The sequence below is a fragment of the Pseudomonas sp. KT_2_4 genome (genome assembly GCF_041410225.1).
Classification (GTDB): Bacteria; Pseudomonadota; Gammaproteobacteria; order Pseudomonadales; family Pseudomonadaceae; genus Aquipseudomonas; species Aquipseudomonas paracarnis.
The window spans coordinates 1,826,262-1,845,694 of sequence record NZ_CP166962.1 but is presented as its reverse complement, the minus strand read 5'-3'; the positions used below and the strand labels follow the sequence as shown (position 1 = coordinate 1,845,694).

22 protein-coding genes and 1 pseudogene are annotated in these 19,433 nt (G+C 59.7%); 14 read left to right on the top strand and 9 right to left on the bottom strand.

Going from position 1 to position 19,433, the window contains the following annotated elements:
- Positions 1-12: 12 nt before the first annotated feature.
- Positions 13-453 (bottom strand): hotdog fold domain-containing protein, encoded by a 441-nt coding sequence (locus tag AB9N64_RS08445; protein WP_014719223.1) that lies wholly within the window; start codon positions 451-453, stop codon positions 13-15.
- 134 nt (positions 454-587) lie between these two features.
- Between AB9N64_RS08445 and AB9N64_RS08440 the strand changes: the two genes are divergently transcribed.
- From AB9N64_RS08440 to AB9N64_RS08420, 5 genes are all read left to right on the top strand, one after another.
- Complete coding sequence (locus AB9N64_RS08440; protein WP_032903709.1) at positions 588-1,205, top strand: TetR/AcrR family transcriptional regulator; 618 nt, start codon at positions 588-590, stop codon at positions 1,203-1,205.
- 717 nt (positions 1,206-1,922) lie between these two features.
- A complete protein-coding gene (locus AB9N64_RS08435) occupies positions 1,923-3,134 on the top strand; it encodes a YeeE/YedE family protein (protein WP_371360172.1) in 1,212 nt (403 codons plus the stop codon).
- Positions 3,124-3,657 carry a GNAT family N-acetyltransferase gene (locus AB9N64_RS08430; protein ID WP_106111495.1) on the top strand — a complete coding sequence of 178 codons (534 nt, stop codon included), beginning with the start codon at positions 3,124-3,126 and terminating at the stop codon, positions 3,655-3,657. The genes AB9N64_RS08435 and AB9N64_RS08430 overlap by 11 nt, the downstream gene beginning before the upstream one ends.
- Before the next feature lie 91 nt (positions 3,658-3,748).
- Entirely contained in the window at positions 3,749-4,291 is a 543-nt protein-coding gene (locus AB9N64_RS08425) for a cysteine hydrolase family protein (protein WP_032902102.1), read from the top strand.
- 4 nt (positions 4,292-4,295) lie between these two features.
- On the top strand, positions 4,296-5,291 hold the full coding sequence (locus tag AB9N64_RS08420; protein ID WP_014719218.1) for a GlxA family transcriptional regulator: 996 nt from the start codon (positions 4,296-4,298) through the stop codon (positions 5,289-5,291).
- Here AB9N64_RS08420 and AB9N64_RS08415 read toward each other — a convergent pair.
- The 3 genes from AB9N64_RS08415 to AB9N64_RS08405 all read right to left on the bottom strand — a co-directional run bounded on the left by AB9N64_RS08415 (position 5,263) and on the right by AB9N64_RS08405 (position 7,428).
- Positions 5,263-5,433: a DUF2986 domain-containing protein gene (locus AB9N64_RS08415; protein WP_014719217.1), complete on the bottom strand. Its 171-nt coding sequence runs from the start codon at positions 5,431-5,433 to the stop codon at positions 5,263-5,265. The two genes, AB9N64_RS08420 and AB9N64_RS08415, sit on opposite strands and share 29 nt — an antisense overlap.
- 43 nt (positions 5,434-5,476) lie before the next feature.
- On the bottom strand, positions 5,477-6,502 hold the full coding sequence (locus AB9N64_RS08410) for an alpha/beta fold hydrolase (RefSeq protein WP_014719216.1): 1,026 nt from the start codon (positions 6,500-6,502) through the stop codon (positions 5,477-5,479).
- Positions 6,503-6,597: 95 nt separating this feature from the next.
- Positions 6,598-7,428 (bottom strand): alpha/beta fold hydrolase, encoded by an 831-nt coding sequence (locus AB9N64_RS08405; RefSeq protein ID WP_019817542.1) that lies wholly within the window; start codon positions 7,426-7,428, stop codon positions 6,598-6,600.
- A gap of 177 nt (positions 7,429-7,605) precedes the next feature.
- Between AB9N64_RS08405 and AB9N64_RS08400 the strand changes: the two genes are divergently transcribed.
- Positions 7,606-8,064 carry a MerR family transcriptional regulator gene (locus AB9N64_RS08400; RefSeq protein WP_014719214.1) on the top strand — a complete coding sequence of 153 codons (459 nt, stop codon included), beginning with the start codon at positions 7,606-7,608 and terminating at the stop codon, positions 8,062-8,064.
- Positions 8,065-8,078: 14 nt separating this feature from the next.
- On the opposite strand, the gene AB9N64_RS08395 is transcribed toward AB9N64_RS08400, so the two are convergent.
- From AB9N64_RS08395 to AB9N64_RS08385, 3 genes are all read right to left on the bottom strand, one after another.
- A complete protein-coding gene (locus AB9N64_RS08395) occupies positions 8,079-9,005 on the bottom strand; it encodes an acetoacetate decarboxylase family protein (RefSeq protein ID WP_019817544.1) in 927 nt (308 codons plus the stop codon).
- Between the two features lie 119 nt (positions 9,006-9,124).
- Positions 9,125-9,865 (bottom strand): type 1 glutamine amidotransferase domain-containing protein, encoded by a 741-nt coding sequence (locus AB9N64_RS08390; protein WP_014719212.1) that lies wholly within the window; start codon positions 9,863-9,865, stop codon positions 9,125-9,127.
- A gap of 189 nt (positions 9,866-10,054) precedes the next feature.
- Positions 10,055-10,390, bottom strand: a complete 336-nt coding sequence (locus tag AB9N64_RS08385; RefSeq protein WP_014719211.1) for a DUF6124 family protein — start codon at positions 10,388-10,390, stop codon at positions 10,055-10,057.
- A gap of 311 nt (positions 10,391-10,701) precedes the next feature.
- Between AB9N64_RS08385 and AB9N64_RS08380 the strand changes: the two genes are divergently transcribed.
- The 6 genes and pseudogenes from AB9N64_RS08380 to AB9N64_RS08355 all read left to right on the top strand — a co-directional run.
- On the top strand, positions 10,702-11,004 hold the full coding sequence (locus AB9N64_RS08380) for a transposase (protein WP_014717988.1): 303 nt from the start codon (positions 10,702-10,704) through the stop codon (positions 11,002-11,004).
- Positions 11,001-11,864: an IS3 family transposase gene (locus AB9N64_RS08375; protein ID WP_371360387.1), complete on the top strand. Its 864-nt coding sequence runs from the start codon at positions 11,001-11,003 to the stop codon at positions 11,862-11,864. Before AB9N64_RS08380 ends, AB9N64_RS08375 begins: the two co-directional genes overlap by 4 nt.
- A gap of 267 nt (positions 11,865-12,131) precedes the next feature.
- Positions 12,132-12,434, top strand: a complete 303-nt coding sequence (locus tag AB9N64_RS08370) for a type II toxin-antitoxin system RelE/ParE family toxin (RefSeq protein ID WP_014719210.1) — start codon at positions 12,132-12,134, stop codon at positions 12,432-12,434.
- Position 12,435: 1 nt separating this feature from the next.
- The gene (locus tag AB9N64_RS08365; protein WP_056785934.1) at positions 12,436-12,819 is read left to right on the top strand and encodes an addiction module antidote protein; all 384 of its coding nucleotides are present in this window, start codon (positions 12,436-12,438) and stop codon (positions 12,817-12,819) included.
- A 209-nt stretch (positions 12,820-13,028) separates the two neighbouring features.
- On the top strand, positions 13,029-13,664 hold the full coding sequence (locus AB9N64_RS08360) for a lytic polysaccharide monooxygenase auxiliary activity family 9 protein (RefSeq protein WP_014719208.1): 636 nt from the start codon (positions 13,029-13,031) through the stop codon (positions 13,662-13,664).
- Positions 13,665-13,704: 40 nt separating this feature from the next.
- Positions 13,705-14,706 (top strand): annotated as a pseudogene (locus AB9N64_RS08355) (chitinase); the annotation flags it as partial.
- Between the two features lie 197 nt (positions 14,707-14,903).
- Here the strand turns inward: AB9N64_RS08355 and gudD are convergent.
- On the bottom strand, positions 14,904-16,229 hold the full coding sequence (gudD, locus tag AB9N64_RS08350; RefSeq protein WP_014719206.1) for a glucarate dehydratase: 1,326 nt from the start codon (positions 16,227-16,229) through the stop codon (positions 14,904-14,906).
- Between the two features lie 19 nt (positions 16,230-16,248).
- A complete protein-coding gene (locus AB9N64_RS08345; RefSeq protein ID WP_019817553.1) occupies positions 16,249-17,598 on the bottom strand; it encodes an MFS transporter in 1,350 nt (449 codons plus the stop codon).
- 336 nt (positions 17,599-17,934) lie between these two features.
- Here AB9N64_RS08345 and AB9N64_RS08340 point away from each other — a divergent pair, with 336 nt between their 5' ends.
- Positions 17,935-18,648 carry a FadR/GntR family transcriptional regulator gene (locus AB9N64_RS08340; protein ID WP_014719204.1) on the top strand — a complete coding sequence of 238 codons (714 nt, stop codon included), beginning with the start codon at positions 17,935-17,937 and terminating at the stop codon, positions 18,646-18,648.
- 10 nt (positions 18,649-18,658) lie between these two features.
- Positions 18,659-19,354 (top strand): tRNA (adenine(22)-N(1))-methyltransferase TrmK, encoded by a 696-nt coding sequence (locus AB9N64_RS08335; RefSeq protein ID WP_014719203.1) that lies wholly within the window; start codon positions 18,659-18,661, stop codon positions 19,352-19,354.
- Positions 19,355-19,433: the final 79 nt, after the last annotated feature.

The window sequence follows — 19,433 nt, the reverse complement described above, 5'->3', positions numbered from 1 at the left end:
CCGGCCGATTACCTAAGCGAGCTTCACATTCATGGTGATGTGGGCGGTGAAGACCCTGACGCCACCCGCATCGAAAATCTCGACCGGCACGATCTTGTCCCCCGCAGTCTGCCAATCGATAGCGCTGCCATCGGCAACAGCGCGGATATCGGTTTTCGCCTTGGCCAGGTATTCCACAGTCATGCCTTTGGGAATCCAGCGTGCGCCTGCGGGGATCGACGCGTCGGTCATCATGCCGCCGGCCAGTTCGGCGGCGTTGCACAGTGCGATGGCATGCACCGAGGCCAGGTGGTTGGTGATTTCCTTGCGAAACGGCACGGTGACCACCGCATGGTTGGGTTTGAGCTCCGCGATCTCGGGAGTGATGGTGCTGAAGTAGGGCGCCATTTGGCACGCCAGGTTGCTGAATGCGGCGGGGCCTACGCTATTGAACATGCTCAGGGCTTGGCTCATCGGAATATCCTCAAGGGGTAGTTACAGAATAATATTCTGTAACAGAACAATATTCTGTAGATTCCATGGCTGTCAACCTGAGCTTTCTCTGCTGGGCGCTCAGCCTATAAACTATTTCGATTTGGCGTTCTCCCATGCACTCCATCGATCTCATTGAGCGCACCTTCCCCGGCAGGCGCAGCGACCTCAAACGCACCATCCTGCGTGAGGCGCTGGCCTGTTTTAACGAGGCAGGCATCGAGGCGACCAACATCGAGACCATTCGTGCGCGCTGCGACACCAGTGTGGGGGCTATCTATCACCACTTCGGCAACAAGGAAGGGCTGGTCGCCGCGCTGTTCTTCGCTGCGCTGGAAGACCAAGCCGCCCTGCGTGACCACTACCTGCAAGCGGCGGATACGGCCCATGCCGGTGTGGTCGGCCTGGTATACAGCTACGTTGAGTGGGTCACCGCCCAGCCGGACTGGGCGCGGTTTGTTTTCCAGAGCCGTTTCGCCGTGTCCAGCGGGCCGTTCAAGGACGAGTTGATTGCCCGCAACAAGCAGCGCAACCAGCAGTTGAAGGAGTGGATGGGCGGGGAAGGGCGCAAGGAGCACTTCAGTCATTTGCCCGCAGAACTTATCCCTTCGCTGATCATTGGCGCGGCCGAAAGCTACTCGCGTGCGTGGCTGTCGGCGAAGGTCAAAAACAGCCCCTTTGAGTACCGCGAACTGCTGGCTGAAGCCGCGTGGAAGTCGATCAGCCTGGGTTAGTCAGTCCTCCATCCCCTGTGGGAGCTGTCGAGCTTCAGCGAGGCTGCGAAAGCGGTGGTTCAGGCGCTGAAGAGGTTGCCTGTGCCGCCGCCATCGCAGCCTCGCTGGGGCTCGACAGCTCCCACATTTGGGCGGTGTTATTGTCGAGAATTGTGTTTGGCGCGATGGTCCTGCAAACCGATATTTCACATACACCGCCGATCCCCTGTGGGAGCTGTCGAGCTTTAGCGAGGCTGCGAAAGCGCTGGCTCAGGCGCTGAAGATTTTGCCTGTGCCGCCGCCATCGCAGCCTCGCTGGGGCTCGACAGCTCCCACATTTGGGCGGTGTTGCTGTCGAGAGTTGTGTTTGGCGCGATGGCCCTGCAAAGCGGTATTCCACATACACCGCCGATCTCCTGTGGGAGCTGTCGAGCTTCAGCGAGGCTGCGAAAGCGGTGGTTCAGGCGATGAAGAGGTTGCCTGTGCCGCCGCCATCGCAGCCTCGCTGGGGCTCGACAGCTCCCACATTTGGGCGGTGTTGCTGTCGGGAGTTGTGCTTGTCGCGATGGCCCTGCAAAACGGTATTCCACATACACCGCCGATCCCCTGTGGGAGCTGTCGAGCTTTAGCGAGGCTGCGAAAGCGGTGGTTCAGGCGATGAGCCTTTCGGCAATGCCGCCATCTGATCAAATTCCGTCTAGGGCTATACTTGCCTCCTTCCAACCAATCGAGAACCCCATGAGCACCTCTCTTTCCCTGACGCCTGCGCGCAAGCCGCTCGCGCCACTGATTGCCTTTATCATCCTGGTGGCGGGCGCGCTGTTCCTGCAAAACATGGTCGGCGCACGCCAGGTGTTGCTGCTGGTGGTCGGCGCCGCGCTGGGCCTGACGCTGTATCACGCAGCCTTCGGTTTTACCTCGGCCTGGCGCGTGTTTATCAATGATCGGCGTGGCGCTGGCTTGCGTGCGCAGATGGTGATGCTGGCGGTGGCGGTGCTGTTGTTTTTCCCGGCGTTGGGCGCGGGCACTTTGTTCGGTCAGCCGGTCGTGGGGCTGGTGGCGCCGGCTGGTGTGTCGGTGGTGTTCGGGGCGTTTATCTTCGGGATCGGCATGCAGCTGGGTGGTGGTTGTGCGTCGGGTACTTTGTTCACCGTGGGCGGCGGTAATGCGCGGATGTTGGTGACGCTGCTGTTCTTTATCTGTGGCTCGTTGATAGCCACCCATCACGTCGACTGGTGGTTTGCACTGCCATCGTTCCCGGCGGTTTCCATTGTCAAAAGTTTCGGTGTGCTGCCGGCGCTGGTCTTGAGCCTGGCGGTGTTCGCGCTGATTGCAGTGGTGACAGTGCGCCTGGAAAAGCGCCGTCACCGCCAGCTTGAACAAGGCGTGCAAAGCGAGCACCAAGGGCTACGCCGTTTCCTGCGCGGACCCTGGCCGCTGGTGTGGGGCGCGATTGGCCTGGCGCTGCTCAACTACGCCACCCTCGCCCTGGCCGGACGGCCGTGGGGCATCACCTCGGCGTTCGCGCTGTGGGGCGCCAAGGTGGCGAGCGGGCTGGGCGTGGACGTCGCCAGTTGGGCATTCTGGCAGATGCCGGGCAATGCCAAGGCCCTGGCTGCACCGGTGTGGGAAGACATCACCAGCGTCATGGACATCGGCATTGTCCTCGGCGCGCTGCTGGCCGCAGGCCTGGCCGGGCGTTTCGCGCCCAGCCTGAACATCCCGCTGCGCTCGTTGATCGCGGCGGTGATCGGCGGCCTGATGCTTGGCTATGGTTCGCGCCTGGCCTATGGCTGCAACATCGGCGCCTATTTCAGCGGCATCGCTTCGGGCAGCCTGCATGGCTGGGTGTGGCTGGTGGCGGCCTTTATCGGCAACGGCGTAGGCGTACGTTTGCGGCCCTTCTTCTTTGCGGGTGAACGGCCCCAGGTGGCATTGAGTGGCTGCTGAGCAGTCCACCCACATTCGCCTGGCGCGCGCGCAAGATGCCGGTTTTTTGCCCGCCATCGAGCAGTGCGCAGCCCAGGCATTTCGCGCAATCGAAGGGCTGGCTTGGCTGGCGGATGCGGCGTCGATCAGCATCGAACGCTATCGGCAATGGATCGCGCTATCGACCTGTTGGGTGGTGGTTGATGACCACGATCACCCTCAAGGCTTCCTCAGCGCAGAACGCTTTGGCGACGACCTGCATATCCATGAAGTGTCGGTTGCCCAGCCGCTGCAAGGCCAGGGCTGGGGGCGCAGATTGGTGGAAACGGCGATAGAGCATGCCCGCGCCCAACACCTGCGTGCGGTGACGCTGACCACCTTCAAGCATGTACCCTGGAATGCTCCGTTCTACCGGCGCCTGGGCTTTGCGCCTCACGTTGATTCGCGTCTGGAAACGATCCTGGCGGATGAGTACGCCCATGGCTTCGAACCCGGCAGCCGTTGTGCCATGGCGTGCCCGGTGACATGTCCGAATCCGTCCTGAAGTAGTCTGCCTTGCGTCTGTCGCGCACTGTGGGTGGTCCTTACCATGGCGTGCATCGTTTACCCACTGATGCAAGCCACAAGGACCGTCCATGACCCATAAAGCCCTGATCGTGATCGACGCCCAACATTCCTTCCGCCATTCAACCTACTGGTCCGAAAACGACCTGCCCGACTATCTGGAAAAACAGCAGGCCCTCATCGATGGTTGTGTTCAGCGCGGCATCCCGGTGGTACAAGTCTTCCATGTTGAAGACCAGGGGCATTTCTCCATGCAATCGGGCAACGTCAGGGCATTGAGCGAGCTGTCGATCAATCCACAGTTGGTGATCCACAAGCGTTACCACAGCGCCTTCGCCGGTACGCCCCTGGCCGCTCGCCTCACGGAGATGGGCGTCACCACGCTGATCGTCAGTGGCATCCGGACCGAGCAATGCTGCGAGACCACCACGCGGCAGGCGTCGGACAGCGGCTTCAAAGTGGACTTTGTCAGTGAAGCCACACTGACATTCCCCATGACCCACCTGCGTAGCGGCCGGGAGTACACCTCGGCGCAAATCCGCGAACGCACGGAGCTAGTGCTGGAAGAGCGTTTTGCGCGCATCGTCACGGTCGAACAGGCCTTGGAAGGATGAACCCGTGAGCGTGCCGGTGCTGTTCGTGCTGTTGCCCAATGTGCTGATGCTCGACCTGGCGGGGCCTGCCGAAGTGTTGCGCCTGGCCGCGCAAGCCGAGGACCCGGCGGCGGTGGATTTCGATCTGCAGTACGTCAGCCCGGTGGAGTCGCTGCACAGCTCCATCGGCTTGCCACTGACCGGGCTGGCGCCCCTGCCGCAGACTCTGGCGCCCGGCACGCTGGTGGTGCTGGTGGGCTCCACGATGAACGTATCAAAGGCCCACCAAAAGGCTTTCGAATCGGCCAGCCATCAGCTCACCCTGTGGTTGCAAAACGTGTTCGCGCCCTCGGCCGAACGCCTGGTGTGCGTGTGCGCCGGCGCGTTGAGTGCCGCCAGGGCCGGGCTGCTCGATGGGCGCCAATGCACCACGCACCATTCGCTGTGCGTCACCTTGCAAGCCCTCGCACCCAAGGCCCGGGTCCTGGAAAACCGCCTGTACGTCACCGATGGCCCGGTCAGTTGCAGCGCCGGTATCACGGCGGGTATCGACCTGATGTTGCAGCTGGTCGCCGAACTGGCCGGGCCACGCTTGGCCTGCGCCGTGGCGCGGGACATGGTGGTGTACCTGCGCCGCAGCGGCAGCGACCCGCAGCTATCGCCTTGGGTGACCGGGCGCAATCACCTGCACCCGGCGGTCCATCGCGTGCAGGACGCCATCGCCGCCGCCCCCTGCGAGGCCTGGACACTCACCCGTATGGCAAGCCTGGCCTGCACCAGCAGCCGACACCTGGCGCGCCTGTTCCAGGAGCATGTCGGCATCAGCCCACTGGATTACCTGCATCGCCTGCGCCTGGCGGTGGCGCGGGAACTGCTGGCCGAGTCGGCCCTGGACATAGAAACCATCGCCGAGCGCGCAGGCTTTGGCTCGGCGCGGCATTTGCGGCGTATCTGGGGTAAATACGAAGCGGCAACCCCTTCAGCCATGCGTCTTACTCAGCAGGCGTCTCGCCAGCCGTAACCGGCTCTTGGCCGGCCTCGGTCGCCAGCTTCAAACGGTCCGCCTTGCTGATGTATTTGTCTTTGCTTTTAGGTGCCAGCTTGGCGCTGGCCTTTTTCGCTTTGGCTTTGAAGAGCTGCTGAAGTTTTTTCTGGCGGTTCATGTTTCGTTGCCTGAAGGGGAAAGGCGCGGATGATACTACCGGTTCAGCGCGCCAGGAACTCGCTGATCAGCGTGATCACTTGCTGCTGGATCACGGGCCGTGGCCGCGCGCCTTCGCCGTCCTGGCAAATCATGCTGTCGCCGGGCACATCAGCGTCAAGCACCGCTGCCGCGCCCGGTTTGCACTGAGACATAAAACTGAAGTGGTTGGCGTCCTGGATCTCCACGTACTGAGTCGACATTTTTGGCAGCCGCTTGGCCATGTCAGCCGATTCCATTTGCGCCGGCAAATCCGCTGACGGCACACCGGCAGCGATTACCAACGCCGGCACCGGCAATGCCGCTAGGCTCGCATCGGTAAAGCCGCGCGACAGGCCCAAGTCCAGAGACACCACAGCGGTCACGCGCTTGTCGCTCAAGTCCGCGGCCACTTGAGCCTTCCCGCTCGGCGTACCTTCAGGGTTCATCTCACGGTAAGCCTTGCACGCCACCAACGTCGGATGGGCGTCGCAGTCCCGGGCAAACAACGCCGGGTCAAAACGCGCCCCCGCGCTCTCCATGACCGTCCAGCCCCCCAGGGAATGGCCTATCACCGCGATCCGGCCACTATCCGCCGCGCCAAATGGCGTGGCCTGCGCCAGCAGCGCATCAATGGCCCGGCTCAAATCCTTGGGCCGTTGCCACAACTGCGCGGCGGCTTGCGCGCTGCGATCCTGGCTGGTGGTGCCAGGGTGATTCACTGCCGCCACGATATACCCCTGCCGGGCCAGCGCACTGGCCAACCACGCCTGCTTGCCCCAATTGCCACCGTAGCCGTGGGAGAGCACCACCACCGGATGTTTACCGGGCGTCGGTGCGGCATCAGGCACCGCAAGCACACCGATGAACACCAGGTTGTCAGCGATCAGCTTGGGTTGGGCGGTGCTGGTGGAGGGGTACCACACGGCCATTTCCAGTGGGCGAATGTTGTGAGTGTCAGGGATGGTGGTGGTTTGGAAACCGATGGGGTCGTTGGCGAGTGCAGGCCCAGTCAGGCTGATCAGGAGCAGGGCGGCGAGGGGGGCTTTCATTGTTTTTATCGTCCTTGAAATGAAGGACGCAGCATGACCTGAAACGAGCGGTTCAGGTAGAGGGGAGGCGGTCACCCGCCCCCCCCAATAATCAATCAGCTCCTTATAAAAGCCAGCAAATCCGCATTAATCGTATCGGCATGGGTAGTAGGCATGCCATGCGGGAAGCCCGGGTAGATTTTCAGCGTGCTGTTTTTCAACAATTTGGCGGACAGCACCCCGGCATTTTCATGGGGGACGATCTGATCATCGTCGCCATGCATGACCAATACGGGAATCTGGATGCTCTTCAGGTCTTCGGTGAAATCGGTCTGGGAAAACGCCACGATCCCGTCATAGTGCGCCTTGGCACAGCCCATCATGCCTTGCCGCCACCAGTTCAGGATGATGCCCTCGGACGGCTTGGCGCCTGGGCGGTTATAGCCGTAGAAAGGTCCGGCGGGAACGTCCTGATAGAACTGTGCGCGGTTGGCTTTCAGCTGCGCCTGCAAGTCGTCGAACACTGACTTGGGCAGGCCACCAGGATTGCTCGGGGTCTGGACCATCAAAGGAGGGACGGCACTAATGATGGCGGCCTTCGAGACGCGGTCTTCGCCGTGGCGGGCGATGTAATGAACCACTTCACCGCCGCCGGTGGAGTGACCGACATGCACCGCGGTTTGTACGCCCAGATGCTCGACCACGGCCGCGACGTCGTCGGCATAGTGGTCCATATCGTGCCCGTCCCAAACCTGGCTGGAACGCCCGTGGCCACGTCGGTCGTGGGCAACGACCCGGTAGCCTTCGCCCAGGAAAAACAGCATTTGCGCGTCCCAATCATCTGCGCTCAGTGGCCAGCCATGATGAAAGAAAATGACCTGGGCATCGCGTGGGCCCCAGTCCTTGTAGAAAATTTCAACACCGTCTCGCGTGGTGACGTAGCCCATGTTCGCCTCTCCCAAATGAAATGATGGCCTGATCGAATCGCGATCATGGCGCTGGATTGACCCACTGCAGCCCATTCGTGTCTGGCAAGCGTGCCGTCTACGAATCGCCGCCTTGGCCGCCCAATGACTTTAGGTTTAAAGTCAACTTTAAGGTCAATGGTTTTTTGTGGGTGGTACATGAGAATAGGCGAGTTGGCAAAAATCAGCGGGTTGGCGGCCTCACGCATCCGTTTCTACGAAGCGAGCGGCCTGATCCAATCGGTTGAGCGTAAATCCAACGGCTATCGGGACTATGCACCCGGCACCGAGGCGGTGTTGGAGATCATCAAGGGTGCCCAGGCAGCCGGTTTCTCTCTGGAAGAAATCCGGCAGTTAATGCCCAGAAGTGCCGGTGGTTGGCAGCATGACGAGCTGCTCAGCGGGCTCAAGCACAAGGTCGAGGAAATCGAGGTGCTGCAACAACGGCTGGCCCAGAACAAGGCTCAGTTGCTGAACGTCATCAAGGGCATCGAAGGCAAGCCCGAGGGCATGGCCTGTGCGGAGAATGCGCAGATGCTGATTAACCGTCTGCGCGAGGAAGGGGGCGCTCCAGCCTCATCCACAAGAAAAAGCGCCCGCCGGGCCCCGAGGGCCTGACCGGCGCACAAGGGTCAGCGTTCGCCAATCAGGTTGGCGAGCGGCTCTGGCGCATAGAGTGCGCTCTGGAACTCGGGTACGTATTCGTACTTCAGCATTTTCCCCAGCTTGAGGTCGCGCAGGTAATTGGACAGGCTGCCATCGCCCAGCGTGAGGGTGGCTGAGTCTGCGTCACGGCTGGAGCCATGGCTGAGCTGGCGGGAAACCGCATACCCATAGGCCAGTTGGCCGTGGTGATCGAGATTGGTGAAACTGCTGGTGACCAGGTCCGCATCATGGGACAGTTTCTCAAGCTTTTTGGCCTTGAACGACACGTCCAGCTTGCCGGTCTGGCTGTCGGTAATGTCATACACCACCGAGTGCCCATCCTCTTTGCGATCAATGCCAGTCAGCCATTTCGGCAGGTTGTAACCGACCACGCCGCGCACCCGCGCCAGCTCGGTATTCACCGGCAGCTTGAGCACATAGCCCCAAAAGTCCTGCGACATCGACTGGCCCACCAGCGTAAAGGGGCCCAGGTTGGCTTTGCCAGGTTTGTTAGTGATGATCGACACGGCGACTTCGTTATAGGCGTCGTTATCGCAATGCTCATAGGTGTACGCAGTAAACGCGATCAGTCCGCGACCCGGCCAGACTTGCAAGGGTTGCACGGCGGCCAGTACCTGCGGTGGCATCAACGCCCGAAGCTTATCGATGTCAGCCGTATAGACCGCTGTTACCCGACTGTTCTGATAGTAAAAATTGGGCGAGTAGGATTCAAAACCGATGTCGACCTTGTGCTTTTGCAACCCTTTGAACCAGCTTAAATCAACCTCTGGTAATTCTGCTGCAACCACCGACAACGGCGGGTTGGAGCGAAAGCGGTCGTACAAGCCGCCCTTGACGACGGGCACCTGCTGGCCGGCGATATCGATGTGGGTTGTGTCGTTGGGGCTGGGCATCTCGGGCGTTCCCGCCAACGCAAGGTTGGCAAAAGGGGTGAGCAGCAATCCGGTTAAAACGGCGCTTGGAATGTTCAATCGGTCTTCTCCAGGGAGGGGCTACGGGTGGGGCCTAGGCTCTATCGTTCGTGGGACAGCTCGGTTATCACGGCGAGTGCGACGGCCCTGGGCGATTGCGGGTTCTGGCCCGTGATCAGGCGGCCATCGGTGATGACAAATGAGGTGAACGGCACCCAGCCCTTGCGGTAACGCGCCCCTTGGCTCAGCAGCCGGTCTTCAAGCAAGAACGGCACCTCACGCTTCATGCCCGACAGCAGTTCTTCGCGGTTGGAGAAGCCGGTGATGTTTTTACCCTTGATGATCGCGTTGCCCTGTTCATCCTTCAGGTCCAGCAGGCCCGCCACACCGTGGCACACGGCCGAGACGATGCCGCCCTGGTTGTAAATGGTTTGGGCGACACGTTGCAGGTCGAGGTTGCCTGGGAAGTCCCACATGACACCGTGGCCGCCGGTGAAGTAGATCGCGCGAAATTGCGACGGATCGACATTGGCGATGGGCAGCGTGTTTTGCAGCCGGGCGCGAAAGGCCGGGGACTGCAACTGTTCACGCGCCGCCTTATCCATGTACAGCCAACCGAGGCTGCGCTCGTCCAGAGGCACAGCACCTCCTTTGGGGCTGGCAAATACCGTCGTGTAGCCAGCCGCTTCCACGACCTCGGTGAAATGCGTCAGCTCTGTCAGCCACAGGCCCGTGGTATCGGCCCTTGAGGGGTAGCTGGCGTGGTTGGTCATGATCACCAGGATCTGGCGATTGTTTGCAGCGGCCGTGGAAGGGCCGGGTTCAGCCTGTGCAAATGTCATAAGCGCGCCACCTATCGCTACCAACGCAAAAGAAATAAGGGTTTTGAGCATGATCCAGGGTCCAGTAATCCTGTCGGTTGGTGCATGCTCACCTTAAACCTCGCTTTAAGGTCAACCCCTGCTTTGGCAAAAAAAAACCGAGTCGTCTTGGGGCGCGACGGCTCGGCTTTTTTTGGGCGTGTTGAACGTTTAGCCAGCTGCTACAGCCGCCTCGCGCTCCATCAACTTATCGACCAACAACATTCCCAGCTCACTTAACTGATGACTCGCCAACGCGACGTCGCGCTGTTTACCGGTCAGTTCATCCGACAGGTCGAGCAGCAGGGCGGTTACTGAGGAAAAGGTTTCATAGCTATTGGCGACGAGCATTTCATTGCTGGCATCGTCGGCAACGCTGAACAGCGGTGTCGAGGGTGGAGGAGGGGGCTCGGCGTTGGGGTTGAGGGCGTGATCGATCGCACGACGGGCTGCCTGATCAAGCTTCAGGTTTGGATCGTTTGGAGGGTTGGGCGTGACTTTGTACATATGCGTAATTCCTGAATGGGGCCGACACCGTTTCGCTACTAAACGAAAGGGTGGCAGCTGTACGCAGGTTAGTAGACCGGGGAATTACACAAAGCCGGCGCGCCCGAAGGCGCCCTACGCACAGCCACCATCAGGCACAGACAGGAACGTCTGATAGATGAAGCTCATGCACTAAGTGTAATTGACCCTCGGGCTACTAAACCCGATCACTGAGTTGTCAGCGACCGAGCCACCTTAGAGTGAACTGGCCTAATGATTTTGGACACTTCAATCGGGCGTTATGATAGCGCCCAAATCTGAGGTGTTTGGATATGCGTAAATCTTATTCGAGTGAGTTCAAGCTCAAGGCTGCCAGCATGGTGCTGGATGAAGGCCAGCCGGTTACTGAGGTCTGTGCCAGCCTAGATATCGGCCCCACTGCTCTACGCCGCTGGGTCGATCAAGTGCAGAAAGAACGCCTGGGTTCGACCCCGGTAGGGGCCAAGGCAATTACCGCTGATCAGCGAGAAATCCAGAGGCTCAAAGCCCTACTCAGGGAGAAAGACCTGGACATTGAAATCCTAAAAAAGGCCAGTGCTCTCCTGCTTTTGGACGCCAAAGATCATTCACGCTGATCGATGAGCTGGACGAGCAATACGGCGTTAAAAGGTGTTGCCGGGCGTTTGGGATCAACCGTAGTAGTTTCTACGCCTGGCGCCGGCGCCAGGGCAGAGCAAATCCTGAACGGGACAAGCTCAAAGCCGCGCTGGTCAAGCACCACAGGGCGTCCAGAGAGTCGGCCGGCGCACGTACTTTGTCCAAGGAGCTAAAAGCCAAAGGGCATCGTATCGGACGTTATATGGCTCGCAGTTTGATGCGCGAAGCTGGCATCGCTAGTCGTCAGCGCAGGCGCCATAAGTACAAGTCGCCGGGCGTTGAGGCATTGGTTGCGCCGCACGTGCTCAAGCGAAAATTTGATGTAACGGCGGTTAACCAGGTGTGGTGTGGCGACGTAACTTACATCAAGGTCGGCAAGCGATGGATGTACTTCGCCGCCGTTCTGGATTTGTACGCTCGGAGGATCGTGGGTTGGTCGTTCTCGATGATTTCTGATGCCAATCTGACCTGCGAAGCGCTACGCATGGCGGTTGAGCTACGCGGCCGCCCCCAGGATGTGTTGTTTCATTCAGACCAAGGTTGTCAGTACACCAGTCATAAATTCCGAAACGAGCTTGTGAAACACGGATTTAGACAAAGTATGAGCCGTAAAGGCGAGTGCTGGGACAACGCCCCCATGGAGCGTTTCTTTGGTAGTTTGAAATCAGAGTGGGTTCCTGAAACGGGCTACAACTGGAACATGAGGCCCGGGCAGACGTGCAGCGCTATGTCTCGCGCTACAACATCAGCAGGCCTCACAGCTACAACGACTACCGGTCGCCGGTCGCGAAGGAAAGGTTGGCGGCGTGAACCTAAATCGGTGTCCAAGATTACTTGACCAGTTCAGCTTGCTCGCGAAAAACCATAGGCGCCGCGTTCATTCTGGATGAACACATTATCTTTACGTTCTTCGCGAGCAAGCTCGCTCCTACAGAGAGGATGCCTCAGTCGCGACGCAACGTTTCGGTCTTGAGGACACAAGCGCTAATAGTATTGCTCGGCTGCCTGCGCGGCGGCTGGACTAGGATTTTTTCTGGCGGTGCACACCGACATTAAAAATTCACTGGCATCTACAAGGAGTAGCCAGTAGGCTACATTTGAATCTGTGACCAATACGATCGGCAGGACGCCCGAGTTCGATACATGGCTCGACGGTATGAAGGATGTGTGGGGTAAGACGGCTGTACTGATCCGCCTGGATCGAGCCGAAGAAAACAATTTTGGCGATTGCCAGCCTGTAGGCGATGGCATGAGTGAAATGCGTGTGTTTGTCGGGCCCGGCTACAGGATTTACTTTGTGCGCACGGGCATCACCGCTTACCTGATGCTGTGGGGAAGCGATAAAACCGACCAGAAACGAGGAATCAAGCGGGCAAAAGAGATTCTTGATGCCCTGAGAGGTCAATGACATGAGTCAGTCAACATTCAAACCAGAGGACATGCCGATCCTCGAGCTGGATACATCCGGCACCAGTGCCTATGAGGCTTCACGCTTCCTTGATAGCCCGCAAACCATCAGTGCCTATCTTGCGCAAAGCATGGCGTGCCATGACCCGCAAGTCCTTATGAAAGCGCTGGCCGAGGTTGCCAAGGCCCAGGGTGTGAACAAGGTTGCCGAAGCGGCGGGGGTGAATCGGGAGAGCCTGTATAAAACCCTGAAAGGCGGCTCAAAGACGCGTTATGAGACGGTCCAGAAGCTGATGCTGGCATTGGGGGTGGAACTGACGGTGCGACCGATTACTGCGACCCCCCCTAAAAAAACGGCTGCCATCGGTACAGAGAAGCTGTATTGAAATGCGCATGGTCTTGTAGGAAATCGACCTCTGGAAGCGTAAGGGTTTCCCTATAATACTGTTTATATATCCAGTATTTGCAGGTCTGCGCGCTCATGAACCGAAAATGAGTGAAAAATGGGCCTGTGGCAAAAAAAAGCCACTCCGTTAGGTTGAGGTCCTCTCCTTCAAGAAAGGAGAGTTCTTAATCAAATCAATGGAGTCACAACATGAACAAACCACAAACCCAGACACCTCTTCGCCATGGTCGTGTCACATCCCCTTCCAGCCGTGGCGCAGTCGCCGTGGATCTCGGCCTGCTGGAGACCTGGCAGGTCAATGAAATGGAAGGCGGCAAGAACTTCCCGGCACTGACGGCCGGTGCGTTCCCGGCGCCTTATCAAACCGACAGTGATAGCGTCACCCCTCCCGCCGACGGCTTTATCCTCAGCGGTGGCAAGACCGATGCCCGTGACTGCATTAACTTCACCCACGAGGAAATGGCCAAGAAACTTGGCCGCGCCTTCACCTGGCCGTTGCTCAATGTCGAGCCGGGTCAGACCTTCAAGGTCACCTGGGCATACACCGCGCCGCACACCACCCGTGGCTATCGCTGGCTGATCACCAAGGATGGCTGGGATCCGAAACAGCGCATCACCCGCGCACAGCTGGAAGCCCAGCCGTTCGCTGAAGACTTCTATGCCCAGGTGCCGTACTACAGCCATGCAGGCGAACTGAAGGCCAAGGTCGATCATGAAGTGAAACTGCCGACCCACAAAAAGGGCCAGCATGTGATTGTGTTGATGTGGATCGTCGCCAACACCGGCAACGCCTTCTATCAAGCCTTCGATGTGGACTTCAAATAAGCCCGCACCGTTAAACCCACACGTTCTGAAGGATTAGAACATGTCAAAGATTGACTTTACCTCACTGCAATCGCCGCTCAACGATGCCGCTTCGCTGATGCCGAGCATTGCCGGCAAAAAGATCCTCATGGGCTTCTGGCATAACTGGCCTGCCGGCCCGAGCGATGGCTACCAGCGTGGCCAGTTCGCCAATATCAGCCTGGCGGATGTCCCAAAGGATTACAACGTGGTGGCCGTGGCCTTCATGAAGGGCAACGGTATCCCAACCTTCAAACCGTACAACCTGTCCGATGCCGAGTTTCGTCGCCAGGTGGGCGTGCTGAACAGCCAGGGCAGGGCGGTGCTGATTTCCCTTGGCGGCGCCGATGCACACATCGAACTGCATAAAGGCAATGAACAGCCACTGGCCAGCGAAATTATCCGCCTAGTGGAAACCTATGGCTTTGATGGCCTGGATATCGATCTTGAACAGAGCGCGATTGATTTCGCCGACAACAAGACTGTCCTGCCCGCCGCCTTGAAGCTGGTCAAGGACCACTACGCGGCTCAAGGCAAACACTTCATCATCAGCATGGCGCCGGAGTTTCCGTACCTCACCACCGCCGGCAAATACGTCGGTTACATCCAGGCGCTGGAAGGCTATTACGACTTCATCTCCCCGCAGTATTACAACCAGGGTGGCGACGGCATCTGGGTGCAGGAGGTCAACAGCGGCAACGGCGCCTGGATTGCTCAGAACAACGACGCGATGAAGGAGGACTTTCTGTTTTACCTCACCGAAAGTCTAGTGAGCGGAACGCGCGGGTTTACCAAAATCCCGGCAGACAAGTTCGTCATTGGCCTGCCCGCGAACGTCGATGCGGCTGCCACCGGTTATGTGATCAACCCGACAGCCGTGACCAATACATTCAAGCGTTTGCACGACAAAGGATTGTCGATCAAGGGCCTGATGACCTGGTCGGTGAATTGGGACAACGGGATCAGCAAAGACCATGTGCCCTACAACTGGGAATTCAGCCGCCGTTATGGGCCGATGATCAATGGCACTGCTCTCTCTGGCCTGGAACAGGATGCGGCGGATCTGGAGGTCGCCAATCGGCAGTAGCGCAAAAGGGGCCTCTGGCAGACGTGCCAGAGGTCAAACCGCTAAGCTTCTGATCTGACTAAAATCCGATGCCTGTTTGGGCATCGGATTTTTTGCGTCACGCTCACATTGCGCTGAGCGTTCCTCAAACCGAGTTACCGCACCAAACAAGGCCGCTTGTTATCAAAGCCCCAACCCGGGATCAGAAACTGCATCGCCACACTGTCATCCCGGGCTCCAAGGCCCATGCCTTTGTACAGCTCATGGGCCTGGGCTACGGCGTCCATATCAATATCCACACCCAGGCCAGGCTTGGCCGGCACCTTCACATAGCCCCCTTCAATCTTCAACGGCTCCCGCGTCAGGCGCTGGCCGTCCTGCCAGATCCAGTGGGTATCGATGGCGGTGATCTCGCCGGGGGCGGCCGCCGCCACCTGGGTAAACATCGCCAGGGAAATATCGAAGTGGTTATTGGAGTGCGAGCCCCAGGTCAGGCCCCACTCGTTGCACATCTGCGCGACGCGCACCGAGCCCTGCATAGTCCAGAAGTGCGGGTCGGCGAGGGGGATGTCCACTGATTGCAACTGGATGGCATGGCCCATTTCACGCCAGTCGGTGGCGATCATGTTGGTGGCGGTTTTCAGGCCCGTGGCGCGGCGGAATTCGGCCATGACTTCGCGGCCCGAGTAGCCGTTTTCTGCGCCGCAGGGGTCTTCGGCGTAGGCCAGCACATGATGCTGGTCGCGGCACAGGCGGATGGCTTCTTTTAAGGACCATGCGCCGTTGGGATCAAGGGTGATGCGCGCATCGGGAAAACGCTCGGCCAGCGCAGTGACGGCTTCGATTTCCGCGTCGCCACTCAATACGCCGCCCTTGAGCTTGAAATCGTTGAAACCGTATTTGGCCTTGGCCGCTTCGGCCAGGCGCACTACCGCGTCGGCGGTCAGGGCTGTTTCATGGCGCAGGCGGAACCAGTCGTCATCGGCGTCGGCCTCGTTGCGGTAGGCCAGGTCGGTGGCGTTGCGATCCCCCACATAGAACAGGTAGCCGAGCATCTTCACTGCGTCGCGTTGCTGGCCTTCGCCTAGCAAGGCGGCCACCGGCACTTCGAGGAACTGGCCCAGCAGGTCGAGCAGTGCGGCCTCCATGGCGGTGACGGCGTGGATGGTGATGCGCAGGTCGAAGGTTTGCAGGCCGCGGCCCGCGCTGTCTCGAGACGCAAAGGTACTGCGCATCTGGTTGAGAACGCGCTGGTACTGGCCAATCGGCTGGCCGACCACCAGGCTGCGGGCGTCTTCCAGGGTTTGGCGAATGCGCTCGCCGCCGGGCACTTCGCCCACGCCAGTGTTGCCACTGCTGTCCTTGAGGATCACGATATTGCGCGTGAAGTAGGGGCCGTGGGCGCCGCTGAGGTTCAGCAACATGCTGTCGTGGCCGGCGACGGGGATGACTTGGAAGTGGGTGACTACAGGGGTATTCATGGCGCGTTCCTGGCTGAGTTCAAAGAGGTTTGCTGATGGCGGCACCGTCGGGCACGGCCAACACGGCAGAGGGAGAGGTCTTGGCAAAGAACACCAGGATGGCCGCGAGCACCGAGGTGCAGGCCAGGCCATACAGCCCGCCCTGTATCGAGCCGGTGGTTTGTTCGAGAAAGCCGAAGGTAGTCGGCGCCACAAAACCGCCCAGGTTGCCAATGGAGTTGATCAGCGCGATCACCGCGGCGGCGATGCGCACATCCAGGTAGCCCTGGGGGATCGGCCAGAACAGCGACGACGCGGACTTGAACCCTATGGCGGCAAAACAGATCGCCACGAAAGCGAAGATCGGCCCGCCGGTGGTGGACATGAACATGCCGGCCGCCGCTATCAGCAGGGCCGCCGCGACCCAGGCTTGCTGGAACTTGAACTTGCCCGACAGCGACGCGAAGGCGTACATGGCAATGATCGAGATCAGCCAGGGGATCGAGTTGAAGAAACCCACCTGCACATCACTTAGGTCGCCCATTTTCTTGATGATGCTGGGCAGCCAGAAGGTGGCGGCGTAGATCGTCAATTGAATGCAGAAGTACAGAGCGCAGAACAGCAGGATCTGGCGGTCTTTGAGCAGCTTGCCGAGGGTGGGTTTCACCGTGGTCAGGGCTTCGCGATCACGTTGCTCCTGATCGATGGCGCCCACCAGCGCATCCTGCTCTTCGCGGCTCAACCACTTGGCGTCGTGGGGTTTGGAGTCGAGCCAGAACCACACGAAGAAGCCCAGCGCCACCGAGGCCAGGCCCTCGATGCCGAACATCCATTGCCAGCCATGCAAACCAAAGCCTTCGATCTGCAACAACGCGCCCGACAACGGCCCGGAGATCAACGACGCCACCGCCGAGCCACTGAGGAAGATCGCGATGGCCTTGCCACGCTCCACGCCGGGCAACCAGCGCGTGAAGTAATAGATCACGCCCGGGAAGAATCCTGCTTCCGCCACACCCAGCAGGAAACGCAGGATGTAGAAGTGGGTTTCGTTCTGGATAAACGCCATCAGCGTGGCGACGATGCCCCAGGTGAACATGATGCGGGTCAGCCAGATACGCGCGCCGACTTTTTGCAGCAGCATGTTGGACGGCACTTCGAACAGCGCATAGCCAATGAAGAACAGCCCGGCGCCGAAGCCGTAGGCCGCTGCGCCGATCCCCAGGTCATGCTCCATGTGCGTGCGCACGAAGCCGATATTGACCCGGTCGATGTAGTTGAGGATGAACATGACCACGAACAGTGGGAGCACATGACCCTTCACTTTGCTCACGGCGCGGGCGAGCGCTGAATCACTTTCGGGTACGGCAGATGCTGGGCTTGAATGCTTCACGAATGAAAACTCCCCCTGATTATTTTTATGCGGGTTTGGTGTTTTGTTGACAGACATCATACAAGTTGTTTTTTGAAGGCCGCAATCCTGTGAGGGCTGTTTTTGTTCTTATAAGCCGGTATTGAGATTGGCTAGTTTGGTTATTTGCCAGATTTTATTGGGTTTTGCCCCGCTGGTGACGGCTCGGGGTGTGCGCTTCTCTCAAAGCGAAGACAGGGTCGGGTGAGGTGGGATGAGTGTGTTGTCATACAAGTTGGGTGTTTTTCGCCACCACCCATCGCCCCGTGCGCTCAGGGTGATAAGCTCCCCCCAGCCCAACCCCGTGGACCCGTCTCGATGCCGATTAAAAGCACGCCGCCTGTGCGTAAACGTTCCGCCAACCTGGCCCAGGGCGTGGTCGAGGCACTGACCCAGCGCATCCAGTTGGGACAACTCAAGCCGGGTGAAAAACTGCCGTCCGAATCCACCATCGTGCTTGAGCATGGGGTGAGCCGTACCGTGGTGCGTGAGGCCTTGTCCAAGCTGCAGGCGTCGGGGCTGGTGGAGACGCGTCACGGCATCGGCACCTTTGTGCTGGAGCAGCACACGCAGCCGGGCCTGCGCTTGCATGTGGACACGGTCGCCAGCGTGCGCAACATGCTCGAATTGCGCCTGGGCCTGGAAGTGCAAGCGGTGGCGTTGGCCGCGCTGCGCAGGAGCGAGGCACAACTGGCCCACATGCGCCAGGCGCTGGACGACTACCAAGCCTCCCTGGCCAACAACGACAGCTGTGTGGAGGAGGACAAGCGCTTTCACCAACTGATCGCCGAAGCCACCGGCAATACCTTTTTCACCGACATCATGCAGCACCTGGGCACGGCGATGATTCCGCGCACCCAGGTGAATGCCGTCGAGCGCGGCGGCGCGGACTTTGCCCAACTGGGGCAGTTGGCGAGCCTGGAACACGAGGCCATCTACAACGCTATCAAGCGCCAGGACCCGGACGCCGCACGGGCGGCCATGGTGCTGCACTTGACCAACAGCCGGGATCGATTTTCCGGGCACTCTTAAGGAATCACCGTTGAACGAACACACCTTGTCCCAGCGCCTGGAGCGCGTTGCCGCGCACATACCGACGGGTGCCCGCCTGGCCGATATCGGCTCCGACCACGCCTACCTGCCGGTGGCCCTGATACACCGCGGCGCTATTGCGGCGGCCGTGGCGGGGGAAGTGGCCGCGACACCGTTTCAGGCGGCCAGCCGTACCGTGGCCGACAACGGCCTGAGGCAGCACATCACCGTGCGCCTGGCCGATGGTTTGGCGGCGATTCAAGCCGGCGATGACATTACCGCCATCAGCCTGTGCGGCATGGGCGGCGAGACGATCCGCGACATTCTCGAAAGCGGCAAGGCGCACCTCAATGGCCGGGAACGCCTGATCCTGCAGCCCAACGGCGGCGAGCAGCCCCTGCGCCAATGGTTGATGGACAACGGCTACCGGATCCTGCACGAGGAGCTGCTGCTGGAAAACCGCTTCTACTACGAAATCATCGTTGCCGAACGCGCCGAGGCGGTCACCTATACCGCCGAGCAACTGTACTTCGGCCCGCTGCAAATGCAGGCCCGCAGCCCGGCGTTTGTGGCGAAATGGCAACGGATGTTGCGCCAGAAGCGCAAGACATTGGCCAGCCTCGAACAGGCGCGGCAGGCGGTGCCCGAGCAGAAAGTGCAGGAGATCGTGCAGCAGGTGAAGTGGATCGATCAGTTGCTCGCCTGACCGCCACCGGTCCAGTGTGGGAGATGTGGAGCCTTAGCGAGGCTTCGAGCGGTGTATCAGGCAACATCCATGTCGTGAA